The sequence below is a fragment of the Paenibacillus piscarius genome (assembly GCF_022234545.1).
Taxonomy (GTDB): Bacteria; Bacillota; Bacilli; order Paenibacillales; family Paenibacillaceae; genus Paenibacillus_AQ; species Paenibacillus_AQ piscarius.
Map to the genome: position 1 here is coordinate 94476 of NZ_JAIEUI010000008.1, position 21677 is coordinate 116152.

Genomic DNA, 21677 nt, shown 5'->3' on the forward strand with positions numbered 1-21677 from the left:
TCATCCCTTACGCTTACGCCGAGACGATACTGCGGATTCGCTCTTGCACCTGATGCGCCTCCATAAGCGCTGCGGAGTAATGCAGATCCGTCCTGCGGGCCGGCTGTACCCGGGGCAGGAAGGGAATGGAGACAACCGGTGTCTCTTCACTGTTAAGGTAGATTTTGAGGGTTAGCTCGCTGACCTCCTCCGCGTTTGCGTTCACCGGAACAACGTCTGCGGAAGCAGGGGCCATGCCTGTATTCTGGCGCATTCTTGGCGGGCTGGTGATAATCCGGCTGGTCTTGCTGACTTTGCTGAGGGTTAAGGCATTCTCGACAAGCTCAGCGCCGAGGATCGTATCGAACCTGTACACCGCAGCTGTTGCCGGTTCCGGCTGGCCGGGATGCAGCTGGCCGATCGCCAGCGTCTGGCCGTCTTCATCCAGAGCGATCAGATGGGACTTGTCAGGAGTGATGAACCGCTGGGGGAACTTGAGGCTGAAGGCAGAGAGGGCAAGGGCAGCCTCGCCGCCGCCTGCCTTCCCGGAACGGGAGAGTCTGTACTGAAGCACCGCAGCCGACAGCAGGCATGAGACACCGAGTACACCGAACACGTACACCAGGATCATAAGCACTGAAACCGCCTCCTTAGCATGGCTAGTGAACTGTTTAATAGATATGCAGGGTGTAGATCAACAAATACATTGGATTAATAGCAGGCTGTCCCCTTTTCTGGCGGGTACAGTCTTTTTTTTGGGGCTTATCAGAAAACTAGAGACTCTGCGGCAAACACTAGCATGATAATGAGCAGCGTAGAGTCGTCCATTTACAGAAAATCCGACTACATCGGAGCCGGGAGCGGCGCGCAGGCCAAATGTAATCGAAAAACCGACTACATTGGAGCCGGGAGCGGCGCGCAGGCCAAATGTAATCGAAAAACCGACTACATTGGAGCCGGAAACAGCGCGCAGGCCAAATGTAATCGAAAAACCGACCACATCGGAGCCGGGAGCGGCGCGCAGGCCAAATGTAAGTATGTTACGTTCACCCGCAGGTTGATGTCGTCCTTAGCGTAGCGGCTTAAGTATGTACGACTTCTAGCGGGGCGCTGGCGGAATGCAGATGTGTTCCAGCGACCTTGCTGATCCATGCCGCATATACACGTCCAATGCCCACAAGCAGCAACGGCAATATCAGCAGCAGTACAAAGCCCAGTCCGCACAGTATCCAGGCGCGTTCATCCGGGGAGACACCGGACAGGAAGAAGAAAAACTCCGGGTCCAGCAGGTTCAGATCATAGGAGAAGACCGATGAACTGATGCCCTGGGCGAGCGGCGACAGAAGAGCGCTGAAGGCTGTTAAGGGCAGGACAAGCGCCAGGGTGAAGCCCGCAATCCCTGCAGGCAGCTGCAGGAGGCTGTACAGAATTCCCCGGTACGACGCTCCATCGCGGAGCAGCTGCCCTAAGGTCCGCAGCCCTTCCCAGCGGAAGGCAGGAGAATGCACCATGTCAGCGGACTGTGCGTTTCCCCGGGGGCCTTCTGACCAGGCTGTCACGATCCTCTCTTCACTGGACAGCAGGCTGCGGCACCAGGCCAGGGTCAGAGCCAGCAGGGGCAGTCCCACCCATACGATAATCAGCGGCAGGCTGGCACACAGTCCTGTAACGGCAATCACGAAGGCAATGATGCCTTTGGGCAGGGAGAGCATGAGAATTTTCCATGCCTGTATACTTTGTTTGATCATTCAGGCCATTCCTTTCCCGATTTCCAAATTTCAACTTCTTCAGTATAGAAGCTTCATCCGGATAACACACTCTCCAAAAGGCGGGAAAAATCCTGGGCGCAGGTCTAGTGTTGCTTCCGGTCATTGCTGCTTGTAATAGAACATGGTGACTTTCATTGCTAAACCGGAAGGAATGGGCAACTGGAGCTAAAGAGAACGGAAAATTTTTGTGGTATTTGTTAATAACATATTGATAATATCACGAAGGTCTGCTATGATGTTGTTAATAACAAATTAATAATAACACTTAATTCATAACAACCAGCTATGAAGAATGAAAATCAAATTACAGGAGGTAATAACCATGTTCGGATTCCGGTTTGTGAAATTTCAACCCAGTGAGTATGTGATGAAGGTGAAGAATGGCAAGGTTGTACGTGAAGGGGTGGGCCTGTCCTTTCGTTATTATGCGCCGACGACATCGGTGGTGGTCGTGCCGGTCTCCTCGATTGATGTGCCGTTCATGTTCGAGGAGATTACGGCAGACTACCAGACGGTGACGGTGCAGGGACAGCTGACCTACCGGATCGCAGATTACCGCAAGACAACACAGATTCTGAACTACACCTATAATCTCAAGAAGAACACCTATCTCTCCGACGACCCCCACAAGCTGTCCCAGCGGGTAATCAATGTCGCCAAGGTGCTGACCAAGAAGCAGCTCGGGCAGCTGCCGCTGAAGGAGGCCATTAAGTCGAGTGAACGTCTGGCCAAGGCGATTACCCAGGACATCGGACAGAGTACAGAGATTGAGAAGCTGGGCATTGAACTGATGGGCCTGTCCATTCTGGCGATTGTTCCTAATAAGGAGACACTGCGCGCTCTGGAGGCGACAGCCAGAGAGGAGATTCTCCGCAGCGCTGATGATGCGCTCTATGAACGGCGTAACGCTTCTATCGAGCAGGAGCGGCGGGTGAAGGAGAATGAGCTGAATACAGAGATTGCCGTTCAGACGAAGAAGCGGCAGATGCGTGAGGCGCTGCTGGACTCGGACCGCGCAGCGAAGCAGAAGCAGAATGAGATGAAGGAAGAGCAGCTGGCCTTCGATACCGAGCTGGAGGAGAAGAAGCAGGCGCTGATCGAACTGGCCATAGCGAACAAGCGGGCCGAAGCGGATGCCAAAGCTTACGAGCTGTCGGCTGTGATGAATTCGCTGCAGGATGTATCGCCTAATGTGCTGCAGGCGCTGACCAATGTAGGCATGAAGCCGGATAAGCTGATCGCGATCGCGTTCCAGGAGCTGGCGGAGAATGCCGGCAAGATTGGCCAGCTGAATATTACGCCTGATCTTCTGCAGGGAATCATGAACGGCTCGTCAGGCAGCGGTGCAGGTGCAGTCAAAGGGGGCAATGAACGATGAGCAGCCGGGGTTCGGAGAACAAGATTATTCTGGTCAAACGCAAGACACGCCTGGAAGAGCTGGTGGTCCGCTACAATACCGTCCAGCAGGCCCAGTTCTATATTGAGCGGCTGGGCGCCGACTTCAGCGATTACCTGAGCGAGGATTTCCAGTACCGCAAGGCGGTGGAGACCGCAGTCACCGAGCTGAGCGCGGTTGGCCGGCTGCAGGTGCTGGAGCGGCATCATGTGCCGAACTTTATTTTTGGCCCTGAGGATACGGTAGTGGTCCTGGGGCAGGATGGCCTGGTGGCTAACACGCTGAAGTATCTGAACGAGCAGCCGCTGATTGGTGTCAATCCCGATCCGCTGCGCTGGGATGGTGTGCTGCTGCCCTTCAGGGTCAAGGAGCTGCGGACGCTGGTGACAGAGGTGCTGCGCGGACAGCGCCAGGTCCGCGAGGTCAGTCTGGCCAAGGTGCAGCTGAATGACGGACAGAGCCTGTACGGCGTGAACGACCTGTTCATCGGCCGGCGGACACATGTCTCCGCGCGTTACCAGCTGGAGCTGGAGGGGCAGCAGGAGCAGCAGTCCTCCAGCGGCATCATTGTCTCCACCGGGCTGGGCTCCACCGGCTGGCTGAAGAGTGTGCTCGCCGGAGCGGCTGGTATTGTCAGCCGGGCTGCGCAATTGCAGAACACGGAAGCTGGCCAGACAGCTGCCGCCCAGCGCGAGACCGGTCTGGTGAATGCCGGCAGGGCACTGGCCTGGGATCACCCGGAGCTGTATTTCACCGTGCGGGAGCCGTTTCCGAGCCGGACGACCTCGGCGGAGCTGGTGTTCGGGCGGATTAACAGCAGACAGCCGCTGCGGATCATCTCGCAGATGCCGGAGGATGGCGTGATTTTCAGTGATGGTGTGGAGAGTGACTATCTGGAATTCAATTCCGGTGTGGAGGCAACGGTGGGTCTGGCGGAGAAGCGGGGAAGGTTAGTGGTCTAAGTCATGCACCGGCAGGCACTGCGGAGCAGCGGATATACAGACAAGGGGTTCCCGGTAATGTCCGCACATGCGATGCGGCTCTGCGGGAACCCCTTGCCAGTGTAAGGTGCAAAGGCTCAGGCCGTTCAGCCGGAGAGGAGCCTGCTGCCTGCTGGTGTTACTGGAAGCTGCGTCCCTGGTTCATGTTCATGGACCCGAAGGATGAACCCGTAGACATTGGTGAATGCACCGGCTGATGGTTGATCGCGCTGTTAATCGGACTGTGCAGCGAGTTCACCGGCTGGCTGCCGGACGAGAAGGACGGGCTGAACGAAGAGTTGAACCCCATGCCTGAGCTCATTCCCCCCATACTGTGATTCTGGCCCATGGAGTTGAAGCCCTGAATGCCTGTGCCGAAGCTCTGATGCTCGGGATTCATTCTATGAATATCACCGGTATTGAAGCCGGAGGTCTGCGGGAACTGCTCCAGCGATCTGACAGATTGGGAGATCTGCTGCAGCTGCTGCATTGCTGTCTGATGTCCCTGCAGCGCCTGCTGGATCATCTGAATGGATTTGCTGTTATGCTGGCTAAGCTCCTGCAGCTTGGCCGCGTCCTGCTGCTCCTGCTGAAGCAGCTGCTGATAATTCTGTGTTCCCTGCTGGGTCTGTGCGATCAGCTGCTGTACGATTTGCTCGCATTCTCTGATCTGTGCGGATGGGTTGGTATTCAACGTATTTTGCCTCCTTGATATGGGTGTTATGGTCATGCGGGCTTATTATCTCTGATCGGGTTAACGAATATTCATGCTCCGTGTCTGCAGGGGAGGCGTCCCGCCGGAACGGTTACAATTCTGCAACACCTGCTTCAAGGCGGCGGGACAGGTTGATAGGAATAGGTACAGGCTGCTGTGCAACTATTGCGGCTCATTTACGTCTATGTAAAAAGAACTTTCCAGAAACACCCATAATCCGGAGGTGGGCAACCATGAATCTGCATGAACAATCAAGCTGGCTAAGGAGGTATTGGCCGAGAAGTATCGCACTCACCCTAGTGTTCGTGATGCTGCTGACCGCAGGCTTTGCAGGATCCGCTGCAGCAGCGTCAGCATCCTCAGACCTGATCATCGTCAACAAAAAAACGAACAAACTCGCCTACTACAGTGACGGCAAGCTGGTGAAGACCTTCCCGGTAGGTACCGGCAAGACGAAGAGCCTGACCCCTGAAGGCAGCTTCAAGATCGTCGTCAAAATCAAGAACCGGCCCTACTACAAAGAGAAGATTCCCGGAGGCGATCCGGCCAATCCGCTGGGCGACCGCTGGCTGGGGCTTGAGGTGAACGGCACCTACGGTACAACCTACGCTATACACGGCAATAATAATGAATCCTCTATCGGAAAATATGTCAGCGCCGGATGCATCCGGATGCACAATGACGATATCCACTGGCTGTATCCGAAGATCGCCAAGAATACCCGGGTCATCATCACAACCTCCGGGCTGGACATGGCCAGCATCGCCGAGAAGAACGGCTATCAGCTAGGGTCCAAGATGATCGCCGGCTCGTTCATTAAGAACGGGGAGAAGACCAAGGTGAAGGACTCCTTCCTGCTGGAGGATTCACGGGTCTACATCCCGCTGAAGGAGACAGTGGCTGTGCTGGGTGGAAGCCTGGAGCAGGAGGCCGGAACGGGAGCGCTGATCATCACCGTAGGCAAATATAGAGCCGTTCATAAGCCGCTCAGTGAGTCGGCCCAAGTGAACGGCAAAGCCGTCAAGATGCTCGCCTCCAAGCGTGTAGACGGCCGAATCTATATCCCGCTCGGCAGCTTGACGCCGGTGCTCGGCGTTCCGTTCACCTGGAACGCGAAGGATGGAGCGGTGAAGCTGTAGACGGCAATTCTGTAGCCGGCGGGTCATGGACCCGCCGGCCTTTTCTTTTAGCAGCATAGGACAGGATGAACCGGATGTGCGGAGAATTTGTTATGATAAGAATCAAACGGCACATAGGAGGGACTTGCATATTCGTATACGCATTATAGGCGGCTGCGGAAGCGGGAAGACGTATATCGCCAAGTTACTGGCTGGAACATACGGGATACCGTATTATGAGACGGATAACTTCGTCTGGGACCGGAGCGGAGACAATATCCGCAACACCCCGGAGACCAGGGACGCACAGCTCGCACGGACCGTGGCGTCGGAGTCATGGATTATTGAAGGCGTTCATCACAAATGGGGCATGGAGAGCTTCCGGGAAGCGGATCTGATTTTTCTGATTCTCCCGAATGCTTACATACAGGATGCCCGGGTTATCCGCAGGTTCGTCAGAACCAGGCTTGGGCTGGAGCAGGGGAACTATAAGCAGACGTTCAAGGGGCTGCGCAAGATGCTGTTTGAATGGAACCGCGGCTTCCGCAAGGAGAGCATTCCTGAGATTCTGGAGCTGACAGAGCCTTACCGCGCCAAGCGGATCATCGTACGCCACAACCGGGAGATCCTGCGGCATGTCACCAGTTATGCGGCGCAGGGGAACGGGAAGAAGATGAAAGAATAGAACGGAGGGAAGGTATGGGGAGAATGGCGGTTTTTTTGATCGAGATGGTGCGTATGGTTGTGTTGCTAGTGCTTACGTTACTTCTGCTGGGAGCCACAGAGCAGTGGCTGTTCACTATGTTGTATGGACGGGAAGGGTTTCTTTATACGGCTGTGCCGGGGAATGTGCTGTTGTTCGCGGTGATGTACCGGAACCATTTGCAGTTCAAAGGCTGGTACAGATCAGAGCAGAACCTGAAGCTGAACCCGGGATGGACGCGGGGATTAAGCGTGACGGCGCTGCTGCTGATCGCCCTGCCTTTTGTCATACCTATGTAGTGGACCTAAGCTGCCGGACAGAACGCCAAGGGGCTTGATCCCGTCCTTCAGGGTGCAACCTTTGCGTCGTTCCCTGCGTTATAGGGGTACAATTTCAGGAGGACGTTCCCCATATACGAAGGAGATGGCATCATGATCGCATCATTCAAAAAATTAACCAGTCTATTGTTATTAAGCGTGCTGCTCAGCCTTACCGCCTGCAGCTCGGAGAAGCCGGATGCTGCTGCTGACAGCACTTCAACCCCGGCGGCTGCAACGGAAGCGCCGGCGGCCGGCAATGTGAGCGGCGGTGATGAAGGCGCTGCGGCCAATGCAGAGCCGGTCACTACCGATGGCGGAGCCGCAGACGGAGCCACTACAGTCACAGGAGATGCCGGAGCTTCAGAGGATACCGTGGCCGCCGTCACGCCGGAAGAGCGCAGCAAGCTTCTGAATGAGCTGCTTGCGCTGGCCAAGCAGGGTAAGGTGCCCGGTGTGGAATATGCTGCGCATAGCGGGATGATCGACGAGGTGGAAGCTGCCTGGGGAGAACCGGATCTGAAGGAGTCGGCCGGCAAGGGAGTCTATTCTACCTACTCGAAGAAGAATGTGGTATTTGGTTTTAACAAGGGTATGAAGATTTTTGATGTGCGCTCCAGCGCCCCGGAGCTGCAGAGTCTTACGCTGAAGCAGATTGAAGCGGTACTCGGCAAGCCGGATGCCACCGCGGTGAACGGTGAAGACAACATCTATATATACCAGGCCGACAAGCAGTATCAGCTCAAGTTCATCATTCCTACATCCACCGGCACTGTGAATCATATCTCTGTATTTTCTGAACAGGATTCTTTTAATAATATGGCCGGGTAATCAGCTCAGAGCAGCTCAAAGCATCCTAGAGCGAGTACCCATGCGTCCCCTTGCAGCGGCAACTGCAGGGGGATTTTTCGGTAGACGGGCTGTATAGGTTGTTACATCCTCCGCCTGCTATCGTGCAAGTAAGTTCTAGCTGATATAATTGACTTATGGATATCTTAGCAGAAGAAGAAAAGAGGCACCGCCATGCATCTGGAGTTGAACGGAAGTGAATATAAGGTATCCGCCGGAGGATTAACGGTGGAGCTGCTGCCCAAGGAGTATGCGCTGCTGCAGTTTCTGTACCGCAACCGGGGGCGGACCTTCAGCCGCGAGCAGCTGCTGGATAAAGTCTGGCCGATGGAGTATCCGGTGGAGCGGACGGTGGACGATCACATCTACCGGCTGCGCAAGAAGCTGCGGCCATTAGGCGGCATCGATATTAAGACGATCCGCGGCTTCGGCTACAGTCTGACGATTCCCGGCAGCCTTGCGGGCGTGGCGGTGAATCCGGCAACGCATGACTCTGAGCTGCGGGAGACCATGCGCGAGGTTTTCTCGAAATTCCATGTGTACGGCCAGGGCAAGTCGATACTGACGCTGGCCCGCCAGCAGGACATCCTGGGCTATGAGCTGGACCCGCATTATGCGATGGTTGTTCATTTCGTGCAGGGAGATTTGGAGTGGCTGATTCATACGGACGAGATTCCGCTGCAGGAGCGGCTCTTCTACCTCAATCTGTTCTACTTCTTCACTGGCAATCCCAAGAAGAAGGTGGAGTACGCTGAGCGTCTCATAGAGCGGAAGCTGCTGAATCCGACAGATCAGCTGGAGCTGGAGATTCTGACCATGCTGGACTTATACACCCTTGCCGGGCAGCCGGAGCTAGCACTGGAACGCCTGAAGCGCACCTATCAGGTTATCGCCGGACCCGGGTTCGAGAACTTCATACCCGTCACGATGATTACGGAGCTGTTCATCCATCTTACCGCGGGTGCAGGAGATGAAGAGCTGGAACGGCTGGATGAAGCGGTCAGCAAGATCCTGCGGGATAAGCCGTTTTTGCGCGAGATTGGCAGTTATAAGGTGGTAAAAGGACTCTGGGCGCTGCGGCGCGAACAATGGGCGGATGGGGACAAGCTGCTCCAGGAGGGACTGCAGGTGATGGAGATGTCCGGTTTCATTCCGCTGCGGCTCTACTCGATCTACCGGATTCATCATTTCTGCCGCATGTTCCTGGCAGGAAGCACCTTGGACCGCAAATACGAGGAGCTGTTCACTACAGGGCTTGAAGCCTGCGGCCTGCCCCGGCTGGAGCAGACGCTTGAGGATCTGCTGCTGGGACTGCCGGAAGCCCCCTGATATTTCTCTGACAATCCTCCGTTATCTTAGGATCATAGATGAATCATAGATGGATCATCTAAGATTACAGGTAACCTGGAGGAATGTCAGATGGAGAATTCAACCAAGCAGGGAACAAGCCTGCTTCATAACAAGACGTACATGCGGGTCTACACTGCGTTCGCCACCGCCAGCTTCGGCGACTGGTTCGACGCACTGGCCATTCAGGTGCTGGTCGGCTACCGCTGGCATGCCAGTCCGCTGATGCTGGCACTCATACCCGTAGCGCTGGCACTGCCAAGCATTCTGCTCGGCTCGGTTGCCGGCGCAGCCGCCGACCGGATGAACAAGCTGAAGCTGATGCGTACCTGCGACTTACTGACCGCGCTGCTGACCCTGCTGGTGCTGTTCGCGCCGAATATGCTCTGGCTATTGCCGCTGCTGGCGCTTCGCTCCGCGCTGTCCACGCTGAATATGCCGGCCCAGCAGTCCCTGACCCGCAGTCTGGTCCGGGAGGACCAGCTGATGCAGGCCTCGTCACTGAACGGACTGGTCAATCAGGGCTCCAAGATCGCCGGTCCCTTGCTTGGTGGCCTGGCGCTCGCGTTCCTTACGCCACAGTGGTGTATCCTGCTGAATGCCTTGCTGCGCGGCTGCTCTTATCTGCTGTTATTGTCTATTAAGCATATCCGCACAGGTGAAGCAGACAGCGGGCAGCCCGAAGCCGAAGCGCCGGCAGGCAAGCTGACGCTGCTCACAATGTGGCGGGAAGGCTGGGGCTTCCTGTTGCGCAGCCGGCTGCTGCTGACGGCGATGTTCTTCGGACTGGCCGGAGCACTGGTGATTCAGGTGGTCGATTTTCAATTCACCAGTCTGTTCCGGATCTTCGCCCCCGAGCGCGAGTCACTGCTGGGCTGGATGGTGGCCGCCACGGGAGCAGGGGCTGTGATAATCATTCTGATTCTGAACAAGCTGAAATCCGAAGGCGGTTACGGCTGGAAGCTGGGCTTGGGATACGTGCTGATTGGCGGGTCGATTGCGGCGCTGGGTCTGCTTCAGCCGGGGGCGTCGATGCTGTGGGTGCTGCTCTTCGGGTTTGTGCTGGGGACCGGCAACGGCATGTTTATGGTTACGTTCAATTATTGCCTGCAAAAAGAGACCCCGCCGCACATGACCGGCCGCATCTTCGGCATTCAGAATACCGTACTCAGCGCGGTAATGATTGTAGCGCCTCTGCTGGGCGGTGTGCTGGTGCAGTATGCGGGTCCGGCCCGGATTTTTGTCAACATCGGCTTGCTGCTGTTGATTCTGGGGGCTGCGGGGCTGCTGCTTCAGCGCCAGCTCTGGCCGGCGGCAAGGAAGACCGCAGAGAGCGCCGTCCAGGGCGCGGTGCAATAGTAGACGAATAGGAGGACTTATGACAACTTATATCTATATGGTGAGACACGGGGATTCGCTGCGGACCGGGGTGGATGAATGGACGCGCGGCCTGTCGCCCAAGGGGGAAGAGGATGCCCTGAGGGTCACCGAATGCCTGAAGGATGAAGGGATAGATGTGATGTACAGCAGCCCCTATATCCGGGCAGTCAATACAATTGCGGACTTGGCGGATAAGCTGGAGCAGGAAATCATTCTAGTGGATGATCTGAGAGAAAAGGTGTGGATGGAGGGCGAACAGCAACTCTCCGACGAAGACCTGTACCTTGAACTCCAGAAGATGTACACCGATCCGGATTACGCTCTGCCGGGCGGGGAATCAAACCGGGAGTGCCAGACGCGGGCAGTGAAGGCGCTGCAGGATATTCTGCGGACCCATGAAGGGAAAAAAGTGGCCATCGGCACCCACGGTATGGTGATGTCCTTGATGATGGGCTATTTTGTCCCGGGCTACGGTCTGGACTTCTTACTACAGACGACCAAGCCGGATATCTATGTCATGGAGTTCAAAGAAGATGAATTATCGGTCCGGCGGATGCCTATTTAAGCTAAGTAGAGTTCGAGGTGGTAAGTGTGAGTATATTAAGATCGTGACGGAGAGCCTAACTTAGAGAAGGAATTAACGAAAATATGCTAAAGGGCAGCCGACCAATGTGGTTGGCTGCCCTTTGCTATTAAGTTTGCATTTATACGACCTTGAGCACAATTTTACCCTGAATGTGACCGTCTGCGGACCTTTCATGTGCCATACGGGCATCAGCCAGCGGGAATGTGCTATCAATAGCAACGCGAACTGTTCCGGCATCTAACAAACGGCCTATTTCAGCTAGTTGGAGACCATTGGAGCGTACTTGGGCACTGGAGACGTAAATCCCTAAATTTGCGGCCTCATCGGCATCGGCGAAGCCCATGAACAACGGGAACAAAGCACCGCCTTGCTTGAGTGTACGTAAGAAACGACCGGTAGCCGGACCTCCTACAGCATCGAGGACAAGATCAACGTTACTGACGATATCCTCTGGAGTATTCTTGGTATAATCAATGAATTCGTCAGCACCGAGCATGCGCAGGAACGATTCATGTTTGCCTGATGCTACCGCTATCACATGCGCTCCTTGCCATTTGGCCAGCTGCAACGCTATATGGCCTACACCACCCGCTGCACCATTGATTAGAACCGTCTTACCTTGTAAGGGAACAGGGCGGTGAGCTTCCGGCTGAAAAGGATTGGCTTCTGTATGGCCCAGTTCAATAAGGAACTGCCATCCAGTGAGACCGGCCATGGGAACGGCAGCTGCGTGAACATGATCTATGCCAGCCGGTTTAAGAGCCAGATCGGACGCCGGGGCAGCCACGTACTCTGCATAACCCATGCTTTCACCCGTGCTGGGAAAGCGGACCATACCGAATACTTCATCCCCAATAGAAAAGCCTAGCACATCTTCGGCTACTGCCTCGACTACACCAGACACATCCGACCCTAAAATTAAGGGGAATTCCACTACTGGCTGCCAATCTGGAGGAAGATCCTTGTAGCCCTCACGCAGGTACCAGTCAGGTGGATTGATGCCGACTGCATGAACACGGACAAGCACCTCACCCGTCTTCAGCTCAGGAATCGGAGCCTCCTCGTAATGTAGTACCTCAGGGCCGCCGAACTCATGCTGGCGAATGGCCTTCATTGTATATGCTGACATTATACTTTCTCCTTTCATGCAGATGAGTTATAATTACCAGAGCAGTGCTCCGATTAAGTGGAGCGTCGTTCCGTTTATTATTATATGGAGCAGTGTTCCGTTTGTCAAGGAGGGGAATTATGCGGGCTGATGCAATGAAAAACTATGAACACATACTTGCAGTCGCAAAAGTCGTTATAGCCGAGCACGGCGTGGATGCATCGCTGCGCGACATCGCACGCAAAGCTGATGTTGGGCTTGGGACGCTTTATCGTCATTTTCCGACGAGAGAGGCGTTGCTTGAGGCTTTGCTCCGCGAAAGCTTCGACGAATCTACAAAAAAGGCAGAAATGCTTGAAAATGCGAGTGCTGCGGATGAAGCACTAGTCTCATGGTTACGGGAAGTCGTTGACTTTACGGGTACCTATCAAGGGGTTGTGGACGTAATGATGGTTGCCAAGGAAGACCCGGAGTCTGCGCTCCATGCTTCATGCGTCACGATGCGTATGGCAGGGACAAGACTGCTCATTCGTGCTCAAGCGGAGGGGCTGGTTCGCCCGGATATGGATGGTGATGACTTGTACTCGCTGGCGGCTGCACTTGCGTGGCTCAGCAACCAGCCGTCGTCCGCGTCAAAAGCTAACCATCTCTTTAGTATTATCGCAAGCGCGATCCTGACGAATCGATCAAGCATTGATTTCGAGGGGACCCCGGTATAAGTGGGGAGAGATAGTTCAGTATAATGAAAAGAGGCAGCCGATCTCGCGAGATCGGCTGCCTCTTTAGTTTATCGTAATCAGCTGGCCGCAAACGGATAATCAATAACGATGATCCATCAACAAATGGGCCGCGTCTAACAGCATCTTCTTGCTCTGCAATAGAAACATCTTCAAAGGCTCGGTTCGAAACGAACATTCAGGGATAGTTGTATTGGAACGGCTAACCCTATAACCCATAAAATCGCACCGTATTCGCCGTCAGCTTCGCCTTCGCATCAGCCAGCGTATAGCCATGCAGCGCCGCCCAGGCGGCGGCAACATCATGCACCATCGCCGGATGAGTGGGGCGTCCCTCAAAAGGCCCCTCGAACGGCCAGGGGCCGTCAGTTTCGGCCATAACCAGCTCCGGCGGGTAGCGGCGCGCCAGGTCCTGAATCTCCGGCTCATACAGGATGTCGGGCGTGAAGGAGATGTAATACCCTTGGCGGATCATCCGCTCAATGGCAGCCTCCGGCCCCTTGAACCAATGAAAATGGGCGCGGGTAATCCGGTGCTGCTCCAGCAGATCGCAGACGGTCCAGGCATCGTCATAGACAGCATGCAGTACGACCGGTTTGTCCAGCCGGGCCGCCAGGCCAAGCAGCCTGTCCAGCAGCCGGAGGTAAGGCTCCTGGTTCCAGGCTTCGCCCCGCGCTGCTGCCTCCGCCCGGGCATAGTAAGGCAGCCCGATCTCGCCGACGGCTGCCATGTTCTCCGCATGGACGGTAATCCACTCCAGCAGCGCGTCCAGCTCTTCCTCAGCAGGCAGCGGCTGCTCGGGATGGAAGCCGTAAGCGGGCTTCACCAGGCCGGGATATCCGGCTGCGAGCTCCCGGGTACGCTTGCTGGAGGCGAGGTTCATGGATACGGCGATCAGGCCCTCAATGCCCTGATCCTCCAGCCCCGCCAGCACCTTGTCTTCATATTGATCGAGATGAATATGGGCATCAATCATTCTGCGAGCTCTCCTTCCGGCAGCGGATTATTTCTCCACGATGACTTCACCGGTATCCTCCGGCTCAAAAGCAATAGCCCCCAGCTCCATCCCCGTCTTGCCTGCCTTATATTCCAGCTTCAAGGTTCCTACGCTCTCGGTCATGCCGACCATCAGGCTGGTGTCCGCAAGCAGCTTGTTATTCTCTACGGTGTAGTAGGTCACTGCGCCAATTGCCGCTTTGCTGCCGAAATACGTCAGGCCGTCCTCAGCACGGTCCGGGATTCTCAGCGTTACCTTGGAGGGGACGGGTCCCTGAAGCTCCAGCTTCAGCAGCACATCCTTCTGATCCAGTACAATACTGGATGAGACTGCTGCGCGGGCAGCCTCATCCGCAGCAGGGACGGAGATCTCCTTCCCCTGCTCCGGCTTCACCACATGAACCTCCTGCGCGACCAGCGAAGTTCCGGTTCCCACGGTGAATACAACCGTAGCCTCCGGTTTACCATCCCCGTCTACATCGGCATAGAATAGCTGAGGCGGGTGCGAGTAGTCTCTGGGTACGGTCCAGTTGAAGCGCTGCTTCTTGCCGTTAGCCTCAAGGATAAAGCCTTTGTAGCTATTGCCGTCCTTCAGCGCGGCGTACAGCTTCACCTTGCTGTTATTGCCCGCAACGGCAAGAGGCTCTGTCGGGACTCTGACGGTGGTGCTCAGATCGCCTGGAGTAACAGTGACCCGGCTTCCGCCAGGCTTGAGCTCCGTGACAGCTCCCGTAAGGGAATCCAGCGTAGCTGCTGCGATATATACACGCCCCGCCTTCAGCAGTACGGGCGCGTCCAGCGTCTCATTATAGTCTCCGTCTGTCTGGGTATAGCTGACCTTCATGGAAGCGCTGCCGGGTGTAAGAATGGTCTTGTCCCAACTCGTGAACAGCGTAAGCTGCTTGAGGGTGTTGTTCCATTGTAATTGCATCGGGTAGAACTCCAGCAGCGTGCGGGCCGGAACATAAAGAATGCCGCCGGCATGAAAGGGCGCAGCATAGGACAGAACGGCTTGTCCATCGACCACAAGAGATAGCGGTGCAGAAGCAGAATGAGCTGTATCTATAGGTGAGGCCGCGGCAGCGCCAGCGAGGAGCAGGGCAAGGGCAGTTGCGGCGATGAATTTTTTCATAAGATAACCTCCGGAGTCTGGAAATTCCAATCCCTTGTATTATAAATGAAAAACCCCGCCAGCGGGTCACGTTCTGTTAACAAAGATAAGTCAAGCCTGTTACAGGTGTGCGGCAACCGGTTTCTCTCTAAGCCTCAATCCCCTCAAACGCCAGCAGCACCAGCGCCCGGACAGATTCCTCTCCCAGCTCACCCCCGGTCAGCAGCAGCCGGTAGAAGATGGGGCCGTAGACGAGATCGATACAGCTTCCGATATCCAGCTCCTGCTTCAGCTCCCCCTTGTCGATTCCCTGCTCAAAAAGCTTCCACGCTTCCTGGCGGCGCGGGCCGAAATATCTGCTCCGGTACGCCTCAGCCAGTCCTGCATCCGATTGTCCTTCACCGATCAGCTCCGTAATCACTTTGCCTTCCCGGCTGGAGAGGAACTGCGCGAGCGTACCCGCATGGATCAGAATATCCTCCTTGGCAGACCCGGTATCCGGGACCGGCAGCCGGGCGTTCGCGGCGTACAGATAGCCGTCCATGACGACAGCGGCCTTATTCGGCCACCATTTATAGATCGTAGCTTTGCTGACCTGTGCCTGCTCGGCAATCTTCTCGACCGTAACAGCAGCGAATCCCATCTCCAGCAATAGATCATATGAAGCCTTCAGAATGGCATTCTTGGCCTCGGTATTACGCGGACGTCCCCTTTTTCTCTCCATAATGATTCCTCCTATAAGAACGAACTCAACTATAATGGAGTATATCATAAAACTGCCTATTTACAATACTGAACGTTTAGTATATTATTTGCTCATGACAATTAATGAACTGAACGTTCAGTATTTAAAAAGTGGAAGGTGGCGCTTCAAATGAAAGCTGGAATTCATACGCAACAACAAACCGAATCCTCTGTTCCCCAAAAGGCTGTCCCCGGCTGGATCACATTCCTGCTGGCCGTATCCTGCGGACTGATCGTAGCGAATCTCTATTATACCCAGACGCTGATCGGCCCCATCGGGCAGGCGATTCATCTGTCGGCCGGAGCGACGGGGCTGATCGTTACCCTGACGCAAATCGGGTATGTCGCCGGGCTGCTGTTCATCGTCCCGCTCAGTGATATTATCGAGAACCGCCGGCTGACAGTGATGTCGCTGATGCTGGTAGTGGCCGCCCTGGCGCTGTCCGTCCTGGTACCGAATGCACCGCTGTTCCTGACCGCCTCCTTGCTGATCGGGCTGGGCTCAGTAGCGGCGCAGGTTCTGGTGCCATATGCCTCCTATCTGGCTACTGAAGAAGAACGCGGCCGTGTCGTCGGCAATGTCATGAGCGGGCTGCTGCTGGGCATTATGTTCGCCCGTCCCGTCGCCAGCTTCATGGCCGGACTCTGGGGCTGGAAGTCCATCTTCATCGTCTCGGCTGTCGTAACTGCGCTGCTGACGGTGCTCCTGTCCCGTATCCTGCCGGCCCGCCAGCCGGCCCCGGGCTTGAATTATGGACAATTAATCCGCTCGCTGGGCACACTGCTTATGCATACACCGGTGCTGCGGCGCCGGGCTCTCTATCAGGCCAGCCTATTCGGCGCATTCAGCTTGTTCTGGACGACAGTTCCTCTGCATTTGTCCAGCGAGTACCATCTGTCCCAGCAAGGGATCGCCCTGTTTGCCCTCGCTGGCGTGGGCGGAGCGGTAGCCGCGCCGATTGCGGGAAGACTGGCCGACAAGGGCTGGACCCGCCTATTAACGGGAATAGGGATTGCTCTTGCGGCAGTTTCATTCATCCTGGCCTATCTGCTGCGGGATTCCTCCAATCTTACACTGGGCCTGCTGGTGCTCACGGCCATTCTGCTCGACATGAGCGTGTCCGGCAATCTGGTGCTGGGGCAGCGGGCGATTTATTCACTGGGCAACGAGACCCGGGGACGGCTGAACGGGCTGTTTATGGCGATCTTTTTTGTAGGCGGTGCTGTCGGCTCTTCACTGGGCGGCTGGGCCTATGCGTATGGCGGCTGGAGCCTGGCGACCCTGATCGGGCTGGCGCTTCCGGTGCTGACGCTGGTGTATTTCATGACAGAGAAGTAATATTCTCTGTCTTTTTTTCGTCTGCCGATGTAATGGAATCGATACATAGAGCGTATTAACTCACGTAACAATACTTGGCCAAGTATATTCTTCCTGGAAAGGAGGGCCACAAGGATGCAAGAGCGCGCATTGCTGCCTTTGATTCATGATCAGACCGCTCCGGATATAGAGACAGAGCTGGAATTTGCTCCGGTTTTTGAGGCTTATTACAAAAGGATATTCAACTATATCGCATACCGGGTGGACTGCCGTTACACCGCTGAGGACTTAGCCAGTCAGGTGTTCGAGAAGGCACTGTCCAGGCTTCCTAGTTACTCCCCAGGGAAGGCGCCGCTTGAAGTATGGCTGTTCTCCATTGCCCGCAATGTAGTGAATGATTATTACCGCAGCCGGGCAAGGCAGCGCTTCTTCTCGCTGGACAGCTTCCGGGAGCTGGTCTCCGGACGGAAAGAGCCGGAGGCCAGGATGCTGGACATCGAGCGCAGCGGCAGGCTGCAGCAGGCGCTGGATACACTTAGCGCGAAGGAGCGCAACCTGATCGCCCTGAAATATGGGGCGGACCTGAAGAATACCGAAATTGCCCAGATTACCGGAATATCGGAGAGCAATGTCGGAGTCATTCTCTATCGCAGCATGAGAAAATTGAAATCTGAAATAGGGAGTGTGGAAGAGCTATGAACAGTAAGAAGAATGTGATGCAGCCGGATTTTAAGGAGCAGGAGCTGCAGGAGCTGGGAGCCTACCTTGGCCGCCAGGACTTCTCCAGGCAGTCCGATCCGGCGGCTGTTCTCCGCAAGGCAAGAAGCCGCTCCATTCAGAAGACACAGGAGGCATATCGAATGAAGAACAAACAACGGATCAGACGTCCGGTGATGATTGCAGCATCCCTGCTGGTGGCAGCGGTGGTAAGCGTATCTTTTGTCAGACCCTCGTTCGCACAGGAGATGGTGGAGCGTATACTGAATTCGGTCAATCTGGGACACATTGAGGTTGCCCAGACCGACTCAAGCGTACCACCTGTGTTCCCGGAGGCGTGGAAGGGCCGGATCTTTGATCAGGAGGGGAACCCGGTTACTTCCTTTGACCACATGCCAAAGGCCATCTTCAATGAAGCCGGAGAGGCGATCGTCAATTTGGACGGGGATAAGCTGGTTACCCTGAGCGAGCAGGAGCAGCGCGACAAAGAAGCGGCAGCGCAGATCTTCACCGTTAATGAGCCTGCCAAACTTAATCAATATGCCGCCTTCAAGGTGAAGCTGCCGGAGTACCTGCCGGAGGGGTTTGCCTTTGACCATGGACAATTCTATAAAGATGGGAAAGACATTAACGGGCAGATTGTGGAGCTGTTCTTTGGAAGCAAGGATAAGGACAAGCGGATCTGGATGCAGCTGCGTCAGGCTAATGAAGAGAATGCTTATGCCATGTCAACGGACGACAAGGTTGAGCGGGTGAAGCTCAAGGGGACGGATGCGGTTCTGGTTGGTGACAGAAGTCTGGACTGGGAAGTAAACGGCGTGATGTACAGCCTCAGCACCCGCGGTCTTGACCGGGCTGAGGTTCTGAAGATCGCAGAGTCGATCAACTGGTAAAATAAACATGAACGCGTCAGACCGCAGCCCCGGAGGGAAGCGGCTGGCGCTTTTTACTGCAAATATAAGAATTTATATGTTGCACACGATAACTTATCCTTATATTTCTCGCTGAAACGGGTGCCATCCTTAAAAAGGACGGCATAACCGTTTCCACTTGGTCTATATAATCACCTGAGGTCCGGCTGTCTAATACTTCTTCTTCCGGCTTGTCATGCCCGTCTGCATATTGAGGCCAAGTCCCTCATAGACATGTACTAATCAATGCATTCAAAACAGGTTAAGGGGATGATGTCATGCGCCGGATAACATGGGTACTCGCGATCATTATGAGCGTGGCCTTAGTATTGGCGGGGTGCGGGAAGAAGGATGCCGCCTCTGTGGTCAAGGATCTGAATCAAGTGTCTGACAAGCTGGAGAGCAAGCAGGGGGCTTATCAGGGCTCAGGCACGATGACCTTGTACACCGGGGAGCAGCCGCAGGAATACAAGGTGGAGGTATGGTACAAGAATCCTTCGTATTACCGGATCAGTCTGTCGAATGTGCAGAAGGATCTGAAGCAGATTGTACTGCGCAATGATGAGGGCGTATTCGTACTAACCCCAAGCCTTGGCAAAAGCTTCCGCTTCCAGAGCGACTGGCCGGACAGCCAGGGGCAGGTGTACCTCTACCAGACGCTGCTGAGGGGCATTGTCTCCGATAATAACCGGCAGTTCGTCGAGGACGGGGATAATTATGTGTTCGAGGTCGCTGCGAATTATCAGAGCAGCGCACTGGTCCGCCAGAAGATCTGGCTGGCCAAAAAGACTTATGAACCGAAGCAGGTTCAGGTATCGGATTCCGAAGCCAAGGTGGTCGTGAATGTAACCTTTGACAGCTTCCAATTCGATCCGGAATTTGCCGCCGATGCGTTTGATATGCAGAAGAATATGGCCGCCGGCAGCCCTTCCGAGAACACCATGGCGGAAGTGGATGAGAACGGCAACCCGGTGGTGTCCGCGGGCGGCGAACAGGCCGGCGAGCCGGTAGCGGCTGACCAGGGTGACTTCGGGATCATCGAGCCGGATTACATCCCGGCCGGCGTGAAGCTGAAGGATACCAACAAGATTGAAGGCAGCAAGGATCATGCCGTGCTGATCCGGTATGACGGCCTCTACCAGTACACGATTATGGAGTCCCGACCGCTCGACCATGCGGTGTCGCTGGCTCCCGGAACAGTGATTGATCTCGGATTCACAGCCGGCCTGCTCAGCGGGGATGAACAGCAGACGCTGACCTGGATGAGCGATGGTGTAGAGTACCGGATTACAAGCTCGAATCTGCCAGTTACGGAAATGATGCAAATAGCCGCTTCTATGGAGGAACAATCGGGTAAATAGAAATCAGCGGGCGGATACTGCGCAAGGTAGGAATTTTTTTCCTCTACCCGCAGTGTCCGTTTTCTGCTCTTTTGCCCGCATTGACAGCGGCCTTCGCGAGCATTACCATTGCAGTAAGACTTCTGATCTGTGCGACAAATAAGGCAGAGATGTTTTACTACAATGTAAGAAGGTGACCTGAAGTGCAAGCAAGTTATCGCCCGACCGCAGCCGAGATTCATCTGGATGACCTGCGGGCCAATTACGAGGCTTTCCGCTCGGTATTGCCGCAGGAGACGAGATTCATGGGCTGCGTCAAAGCCAATGCGTACGGACATGGAGCGGTGGAAGTCACGCGGGAGCTGGAACGGCTGGGAGCGGATTATGTCAGCGTTGCTTTTCTGGATGAGGCATTGGAGCTGCGTCAGGCGGGAATACTACTTCCTGTACTGGTGCTTGGCTATACTTCACCGGAAGGCATAGCCGCTGCCTGGGAGAACAACATCACCGTAACCTTGTTCACACCGGAGGTACTGGAGGCCGTCCGAGCGCTTCCTGTTCACCCGGAGCACCGGCTTAAGGTGCACATCAAGATTGACAGCGGAATGGGACGGCTGGGATTATCGCCGGAGGATGCACCTGCATTCATCGCTGAAGCGCAGAGCATCGCGCAGGCGGAGCTTGAAGGGATGTTCACCCATTTTGCCAGAGCAGACGAACACAACAAAAGCTATACACTAATGCAGCACCGGCGGTTCATGAGCGTGGCGGAAGCGCTTCGGGACATGAATATTAACATCCCGATCATACATACGGGTAACAGCGCTACGGCCATTGATACACCTCTACTATCCATTAACATGGTGCGTGTAGGCATAAGCTTGTACGGAATCTATCCCTCGGCTGAGGTGAACCGTGAGCAGGTCGCTCTACATCCGGTAATGACGCTGAAGACGCAGGCAGTCTACGTGAAGACCCTGCCGCCTGACTCAGGCATCAGCTACGGCACCCGCTACTTCACGGCAGGCGATGAGGTTATCGCTACGCTCCCTGTGGGGTATGCTGACGGATATTCCCGTATGCTAACGGGCAAAGCGGAGGTGCTAATACGCGGACGCCGCGTTCCTGTCGTCGGAACCATCTGCATGGACCAGTGTATGGTGTCACTGAAATCTTTCGCAGGAGAAGCAGAACAAATTCAAGCAGGCGAAGAGGTTGTACTCATCGGCCGCCAGGGCACCGAGTCGATCACGGCAGATGAACTGGCGCTCCATCTAGGGACGATCCCCTACGAAATAATCTGTATGGTGGCCCACCGGGTACCGCGTGTATATGTGCGCGAAGGCAAGACGGTCACCCTGGTGAATCCCCTCCTGCGGACCTAATGACCTGGCCGGTTACAGGTACAGGAATTAAATATCAGGAATAAGCCGTATAGTCCTTGTGACTTATAGTCTATACGAACCGCCATTTCTAGTTTATAATGGGATGCAGCATACTTGATATACTGGCGGCATATATTCCTTGTATAAAATTCCTTGTATATTGTAACACTG

At 55.2% G+C, this 21677-nt stretch carries 22 protein-coding genes; 15 read left to right on the forward strand and 7 right to left on the reverse strand.

The window, feature by feature from the left end; translation table 11 throughout:
- Positions 1–13 precede the first annotated feature (13 nt).
- Complete coding sequence (locus K1558_RS14935; protein WP_238652404.1) at positions 14–616, reverse strand: hypothetical protein; 603 nt, start codon at positions 614–616, stop codon at positions 14–16.
- Positions 617–1061: 445 nt separating this feature from the next.
- On the reverse strand, positions 1062–1727 hold the full coding sequence (locus tag K1558_RS14940) for a sensor domain-containing protein (protein ID WP_238652405.1): 666 nt from the start codon (positions 1725–1727) through the stop codon (positions 1062–1064).
- A 343-nt stretch (positions 1728–2070) separates the two neighbouring features.
- Between K1558_RS14940 and K1558_RS14945 the strand changes: the two genes are divergently transcribed.
- Together K1558_RS14945 and K1558_RS14950 are read left to right on the forward strand one after the other, a co-directional pair.
- Entirely contained in the window at positions 2071–3126 is a 1056-nt protein-coding gene (locus K1558_RS14945) for an SPFH domain-containing protein (protein ID WP_238652406.1), read from the forward strand.
- Positions 3123–4106 (forward strand): diacylglycerol kinase catalytic domain-containing protein, encoded by a 984-nt coding sequence (locus tag K1558_RS14950; protein WP_238652407.1) that lies wholly within the window; start codon positions 3123–3125, stop codon positions 4104–4106. The genes K1558_RS14945 and K1558_RS14950 overlap by 4 nt, the downstream gene beginning before the upstream one ends.
- 157 nt (positions 4107–4263) lie before the next feature.
- On the opposite strand, the gene K1558_RS33050 is transcribed toward K1558_RS14950, so the two are convergent.
- Entirely contained in the window at positions 4264–4818 is a 555-nt protein-coding gene (locus K1558_RS33050) for a hypothetical protein (RefSeq protein WP_338019700.1), read from the reverse strand.
- Positions 4819–5072: 254 nt separating this feature from the next.
- Between K1558_RS33050 and K1558_RS14960 the strand changes: the two genes are divergently transcribed.
- The 7 genes from K1558_RS14960 to K1558_RS14990 all read left to right on the forward strand — a co-directional run bounded on the left by K1558_RS14960 (position 5073) and on the right by K1558_RS14990 (position 11118).
- Positions 5073–5978, forward strand: a complete 906-nt coding sequence (locus tag K1558_RS14960; RefSeq protein ID WP_238652408.1) for a L,D-transpeptidase family protein — start codon at positions 5073–5075, stop codon at positions 5976–5978.
- A 124-nt stretch (positions 5979–6102) separates the two neighbouring features.
- Positions 6103–6642, forward strand: coding sequence for a P-loop NTPase family protein (locus tag K1558_RS14965; RefSeq protein ID WP_238652409.1), 540 nt, complete (start codon positions 6103–6105; stop codon positions 6640–6642).
- Between the two features lie 14 nt (positions 6643–6656).
- A complete protein-coding gene (locus K1558_RS14970) occupies positions 6657–6959 on the forward strand; it encodes a hypothetical protein (protein WP_238652410.1) in 303 nt (100 codons plus the stop codon).
- 132 nt (positions 6960–7091) lie between these two features.
- Positions 7092–7808 carry a YjgB family protein gene (locus K1558_RS14975; RefSeq protein WP_238652411.1) on the forward strand — a complete coding sequence of 239 codons (717 nt, stop codon included), beginning with the start codon at positions 7092–7094 and terminating at the stop codon, positions 7806–7808.
- A gap of 192 nt (positions 7809–8000) precedes the next feature.
- Positions 8001–9155 (forward strand): winged helix-turn-helix domain-containing protein, encoded by a 1155-nt coding sequence (locus tag K1558_RS32795; protein WP_274528590.1) that lies wholly within the window; start codon positions 8001–8003, stop codon positions 9153–9155.
- A 90-nt stretch (positions 9156–9245) separates the two neighbouring features.
- Positions 9246–10532, forward strand: coding sequence for an MFS transporter (locus tag K1558_RS14985; RefSeq protein ID WP_238652412.1), 1287 nt, complete (start codon positions 9246–9248; stop codon positions 10530–10532).
- 19 nt (positions 10533–10551) lie between these two features.
- Positions 10552–11118: a histidine phosphatase family protein gene (locus K1558_RS14990; RefSeq protein ID WP_238652413.1), complete on the forward strand. Its 567-nt coding sequence runs from the start codon at positions 10552–10554 to the stop codon at positions 11116–11118.
- 139 nt (positions 11119–11257) lie between these two features.
- Here K1558_RS14990 and K1558_RS14995 read toward each other — a convergent pair whose 3' ends face one another.
- Complete coding sequence (locus K1558_RS14995; protein WP_238652414.1) at positions 11258–12268, reverse strand: NADP-dependent oxidoreductase; 1011 nt, start codon at positions 12266–12268, stop codon at positions 11258–11260.
- A 119-nt stretch (positions 12269–12387) separates the two neighbouring features.
- On the opposite strand from K1558_RS14995, the gene K1558_RS15000 reads away from it, so the two are divergent.
- Positions 12388–12966 (forward strand): TetR/AcrR family transcriptional regulator, encoded by a 579-nt coding sequence (locus K1558_RS15000; protein ID WP_238652415.1) that lies wholly within the window; start codon positions 12388–12390, stop codon positions 12964–12966.
- A gap of 226 nt (positions 12967–13192) precedes the next feature.
- Here K1558_RS15000 and K1558_RS15005 read toward each other — a convergent pair whose 3' ends face one another.
- The 3 genes from K1558_RS15005 to K1558_RS15015 all read right to left on the reverse strand — a co-directional run bounded on the left by K1558_RS15005 (position 13193) and on the right by K1558_RS15015 (position 15815).
- On the reverse strand, positions 13193–13960 hold the full coding sequence (locus K1558_RS15005; protein ID WP_238652416.1) for a TatD family hydrolase: 768 nt from the start codon (positions 13958–13960) through the stop codon (positions 13193–13195).
- 27 nt (positions 13961–13987) lie between these two features.
- The gene (locus K1558_RS15010) at positions 13988–15112 is read right to left on the reverse strand and encodes a stalk domain-containing protein (RefSeq protein WP_238652417.1); all 1125 of its coding nucleotides are present in this window, start codon (positions 15110–15112) and stop codon (positions 13988–13990) included.
- A gap of 127 nt (positions 15113–15239) precedes the next feature.
- Complete coding sequence (locus K1558_RS15015; protein WP_238652418.1) at positions 15240–15815, reverse strand: TetR/AcrR family transcriptional regulator; 576 nt, start codon at positions 15813–15815, stop codon at positions 15240–15242.
- Positions 15816–15965: 150 nt separating this feature from the next.
- On the opposite strand from K1558_RS15015, the gene K1558_RS15020 reads away from it, so the two are divergent.
- From K1558_RS15020 to alr, 5 genes are all read left to right on the forward strand, one after another.
- Positions 15966–17174, forward strand: coding sequence for an MFS transporter (locus K1558_RS15020; RefSeq protein ID WP_238652419.1), 1209 nt, complete (start codon positions 15966–15968; stop codon positions 17172–17174).
- 114 nt (positions 17175–17288) lie between these two features.
- Entirely contained in the window at positions 17289–17852 is a 564-nt protein-coding gene (locus K1558_RS15025; protein ID WP_238652420.1) for a sigma-70 family RNA polymerase sigma factor, read from the forward strand.
- On the forward strand, positions 17849–18763 hold the full coding sequence (locus K1558_RS15030; RefSeq protein ID WP_238652421.1) for a DUF4367 domain-containing protein: 915 nt from the start codon (positions 17849–17851) through the stop codon (positions 18761–18763). Before K1558_RS15025 ends, K1558_RS15030 begins: the two co-directional genes overlap by 4 nt.
- Before the next feature lie 296 nt (positions 18764–19059).
- Positions 19060–20142, forward strand: a complete 1083-nt coding sequence (locus tag K1558_RS15035) for an outer membrane lipoprotein-sorting protein (protein WP_238652423.1) — start codon at positions 19060–19062, stop codon at positions 20140–20142.
- Positions 20143–20324: 182 nt separating this feature from the next.
- On the forward strand, positions 20325–21506 hold the full coding sequence (alr, locus tag K1558_RS15040; RefSeq protein ID WP_238652424.1) for an alanine racemase: 1182 nt from the start codon (positions 20325–20327) through the stop codon (positions 21504–21506).
- Positions 21507–21677 lie beyond the last annotated feature (171 nt).

Coding starts and splice junctions, on each gene's coding strand:
- K1558_RS15015 (WP_238652418.1), bottom strand. CDS start 15,815: ATGGAGAGAAAAAGGGGACGTCCGCGTAATACCGAGGCCAAGAATGCC.
- K1558_RS14950 (WP_238652407.1), top strand. CDS start 3,123: ATGAGCAGCCGGGGTTCGGAGAACAAGATTATTCTGGTCAAACGCAAG.
- K1558_RS14975 (WP_238652411.1), top strand. CDS start 7,092: ATGATCGCATCATTCAAAAAATTAACCAGTCTATTGTTATTAAGCGTG.
- K1558_RS15005 (WP_238652416.1), bottom strand. CDS start 13,960: ATGATTGATGCCCATATTCATCTCGATCAATATGAAGACAAGGTGCTG.
- K1558_RS14940 (WP_238652405.1), bottom strand. CDS start 1,727: ATGATCAAACAAAGTATACAGGCATGGAAAATTCTCATGCTCTCCCTG.
- K1558_RS15035 (WP_238652423.1), top strand. CDS start 19,060: ATGCGCCGGATAACATGGGTACTCGCGATCATTATGAGCGTGGCCTTA.
- K1558_RS15010 (WP_238652417.1), bottom strand. CDS start 15,112: ATGAAAAAATTCATCGCCGCAACTGCCCTTGCCCTGCTCCTCGCTGGC.
- K1558_RS14945 (WP_238652406.1), top strand. CDS start 2,071: ATGTTCGGATTCCGGTTTGTGAAATTTCAACCCAGTGAGTATGTGATG.
- K1558_RS14970 (WP_238652410.1), top strand. CDS start 6,657: ATGGGGAGAATGGCGGTTTTTTTGATCGAGATGGTGCGTATGGTTGTG.
- K1558_RS32795 (WP_274528590.1), top strand. CDS start 8,001: ATGCATCTGGAGTTGAACGGAAGTGAATATAAGGTATCCGCCGGAGGA.
- K1558_RS15020 (WP_238652419.1), top strand. CDS start 15,966: ATGAAAGCTGGAATTCATACGCAACAACAAACCGAATCCTCTGTTCCC.
- K1558_RS15000 (WP_238652415.1), top strand. CDS start 12,388: ATGCGGGCTGATGCAATGAAAAACTATGAACACATACTTGCAGTCGCA.
- K1558_RS14960 (WP_238652408.1), top strand. CDS start 5,073: ATGAATCTGCATGAACAATCAAGCTGGCTAAGGAGGTATTGGCCGAGA.
- K1558_RS15030 (WP_238652421.1), top strand. CDS start 17,849: ATGAACAGTAAGAAGAATGTGATGCAGCCGGATTTTAAGGAGCAGGAG.
- K1558_RS14995 (WP_238652414.1), bottom strand. CDS start 12,268: ATGTCAGCATATACAATGAAGGCCATTCGCCAGCATGAGTTCGGCGGC.
- K1558_RS15025 (WP_238652420.1), top strand. CDS start 17,289: ATGCAAGAGCGCGCATTGCTGCCTTTGATTCATGATCAGACCGCTCCG.
- K1558_RS14990 (WP_238652413.1), top strand. CDS start 10,552: ATGACAACTTATATCTATATGGTGAGACACGGGGATTCGCTGCGGACC.
- K1558_RS14985 (WP_238652412.1), top strand. CDS start 9,246: ATGGAGAATTCAACCAAGCAGGGAACAAGCCTGCTTCATAACAAGACG.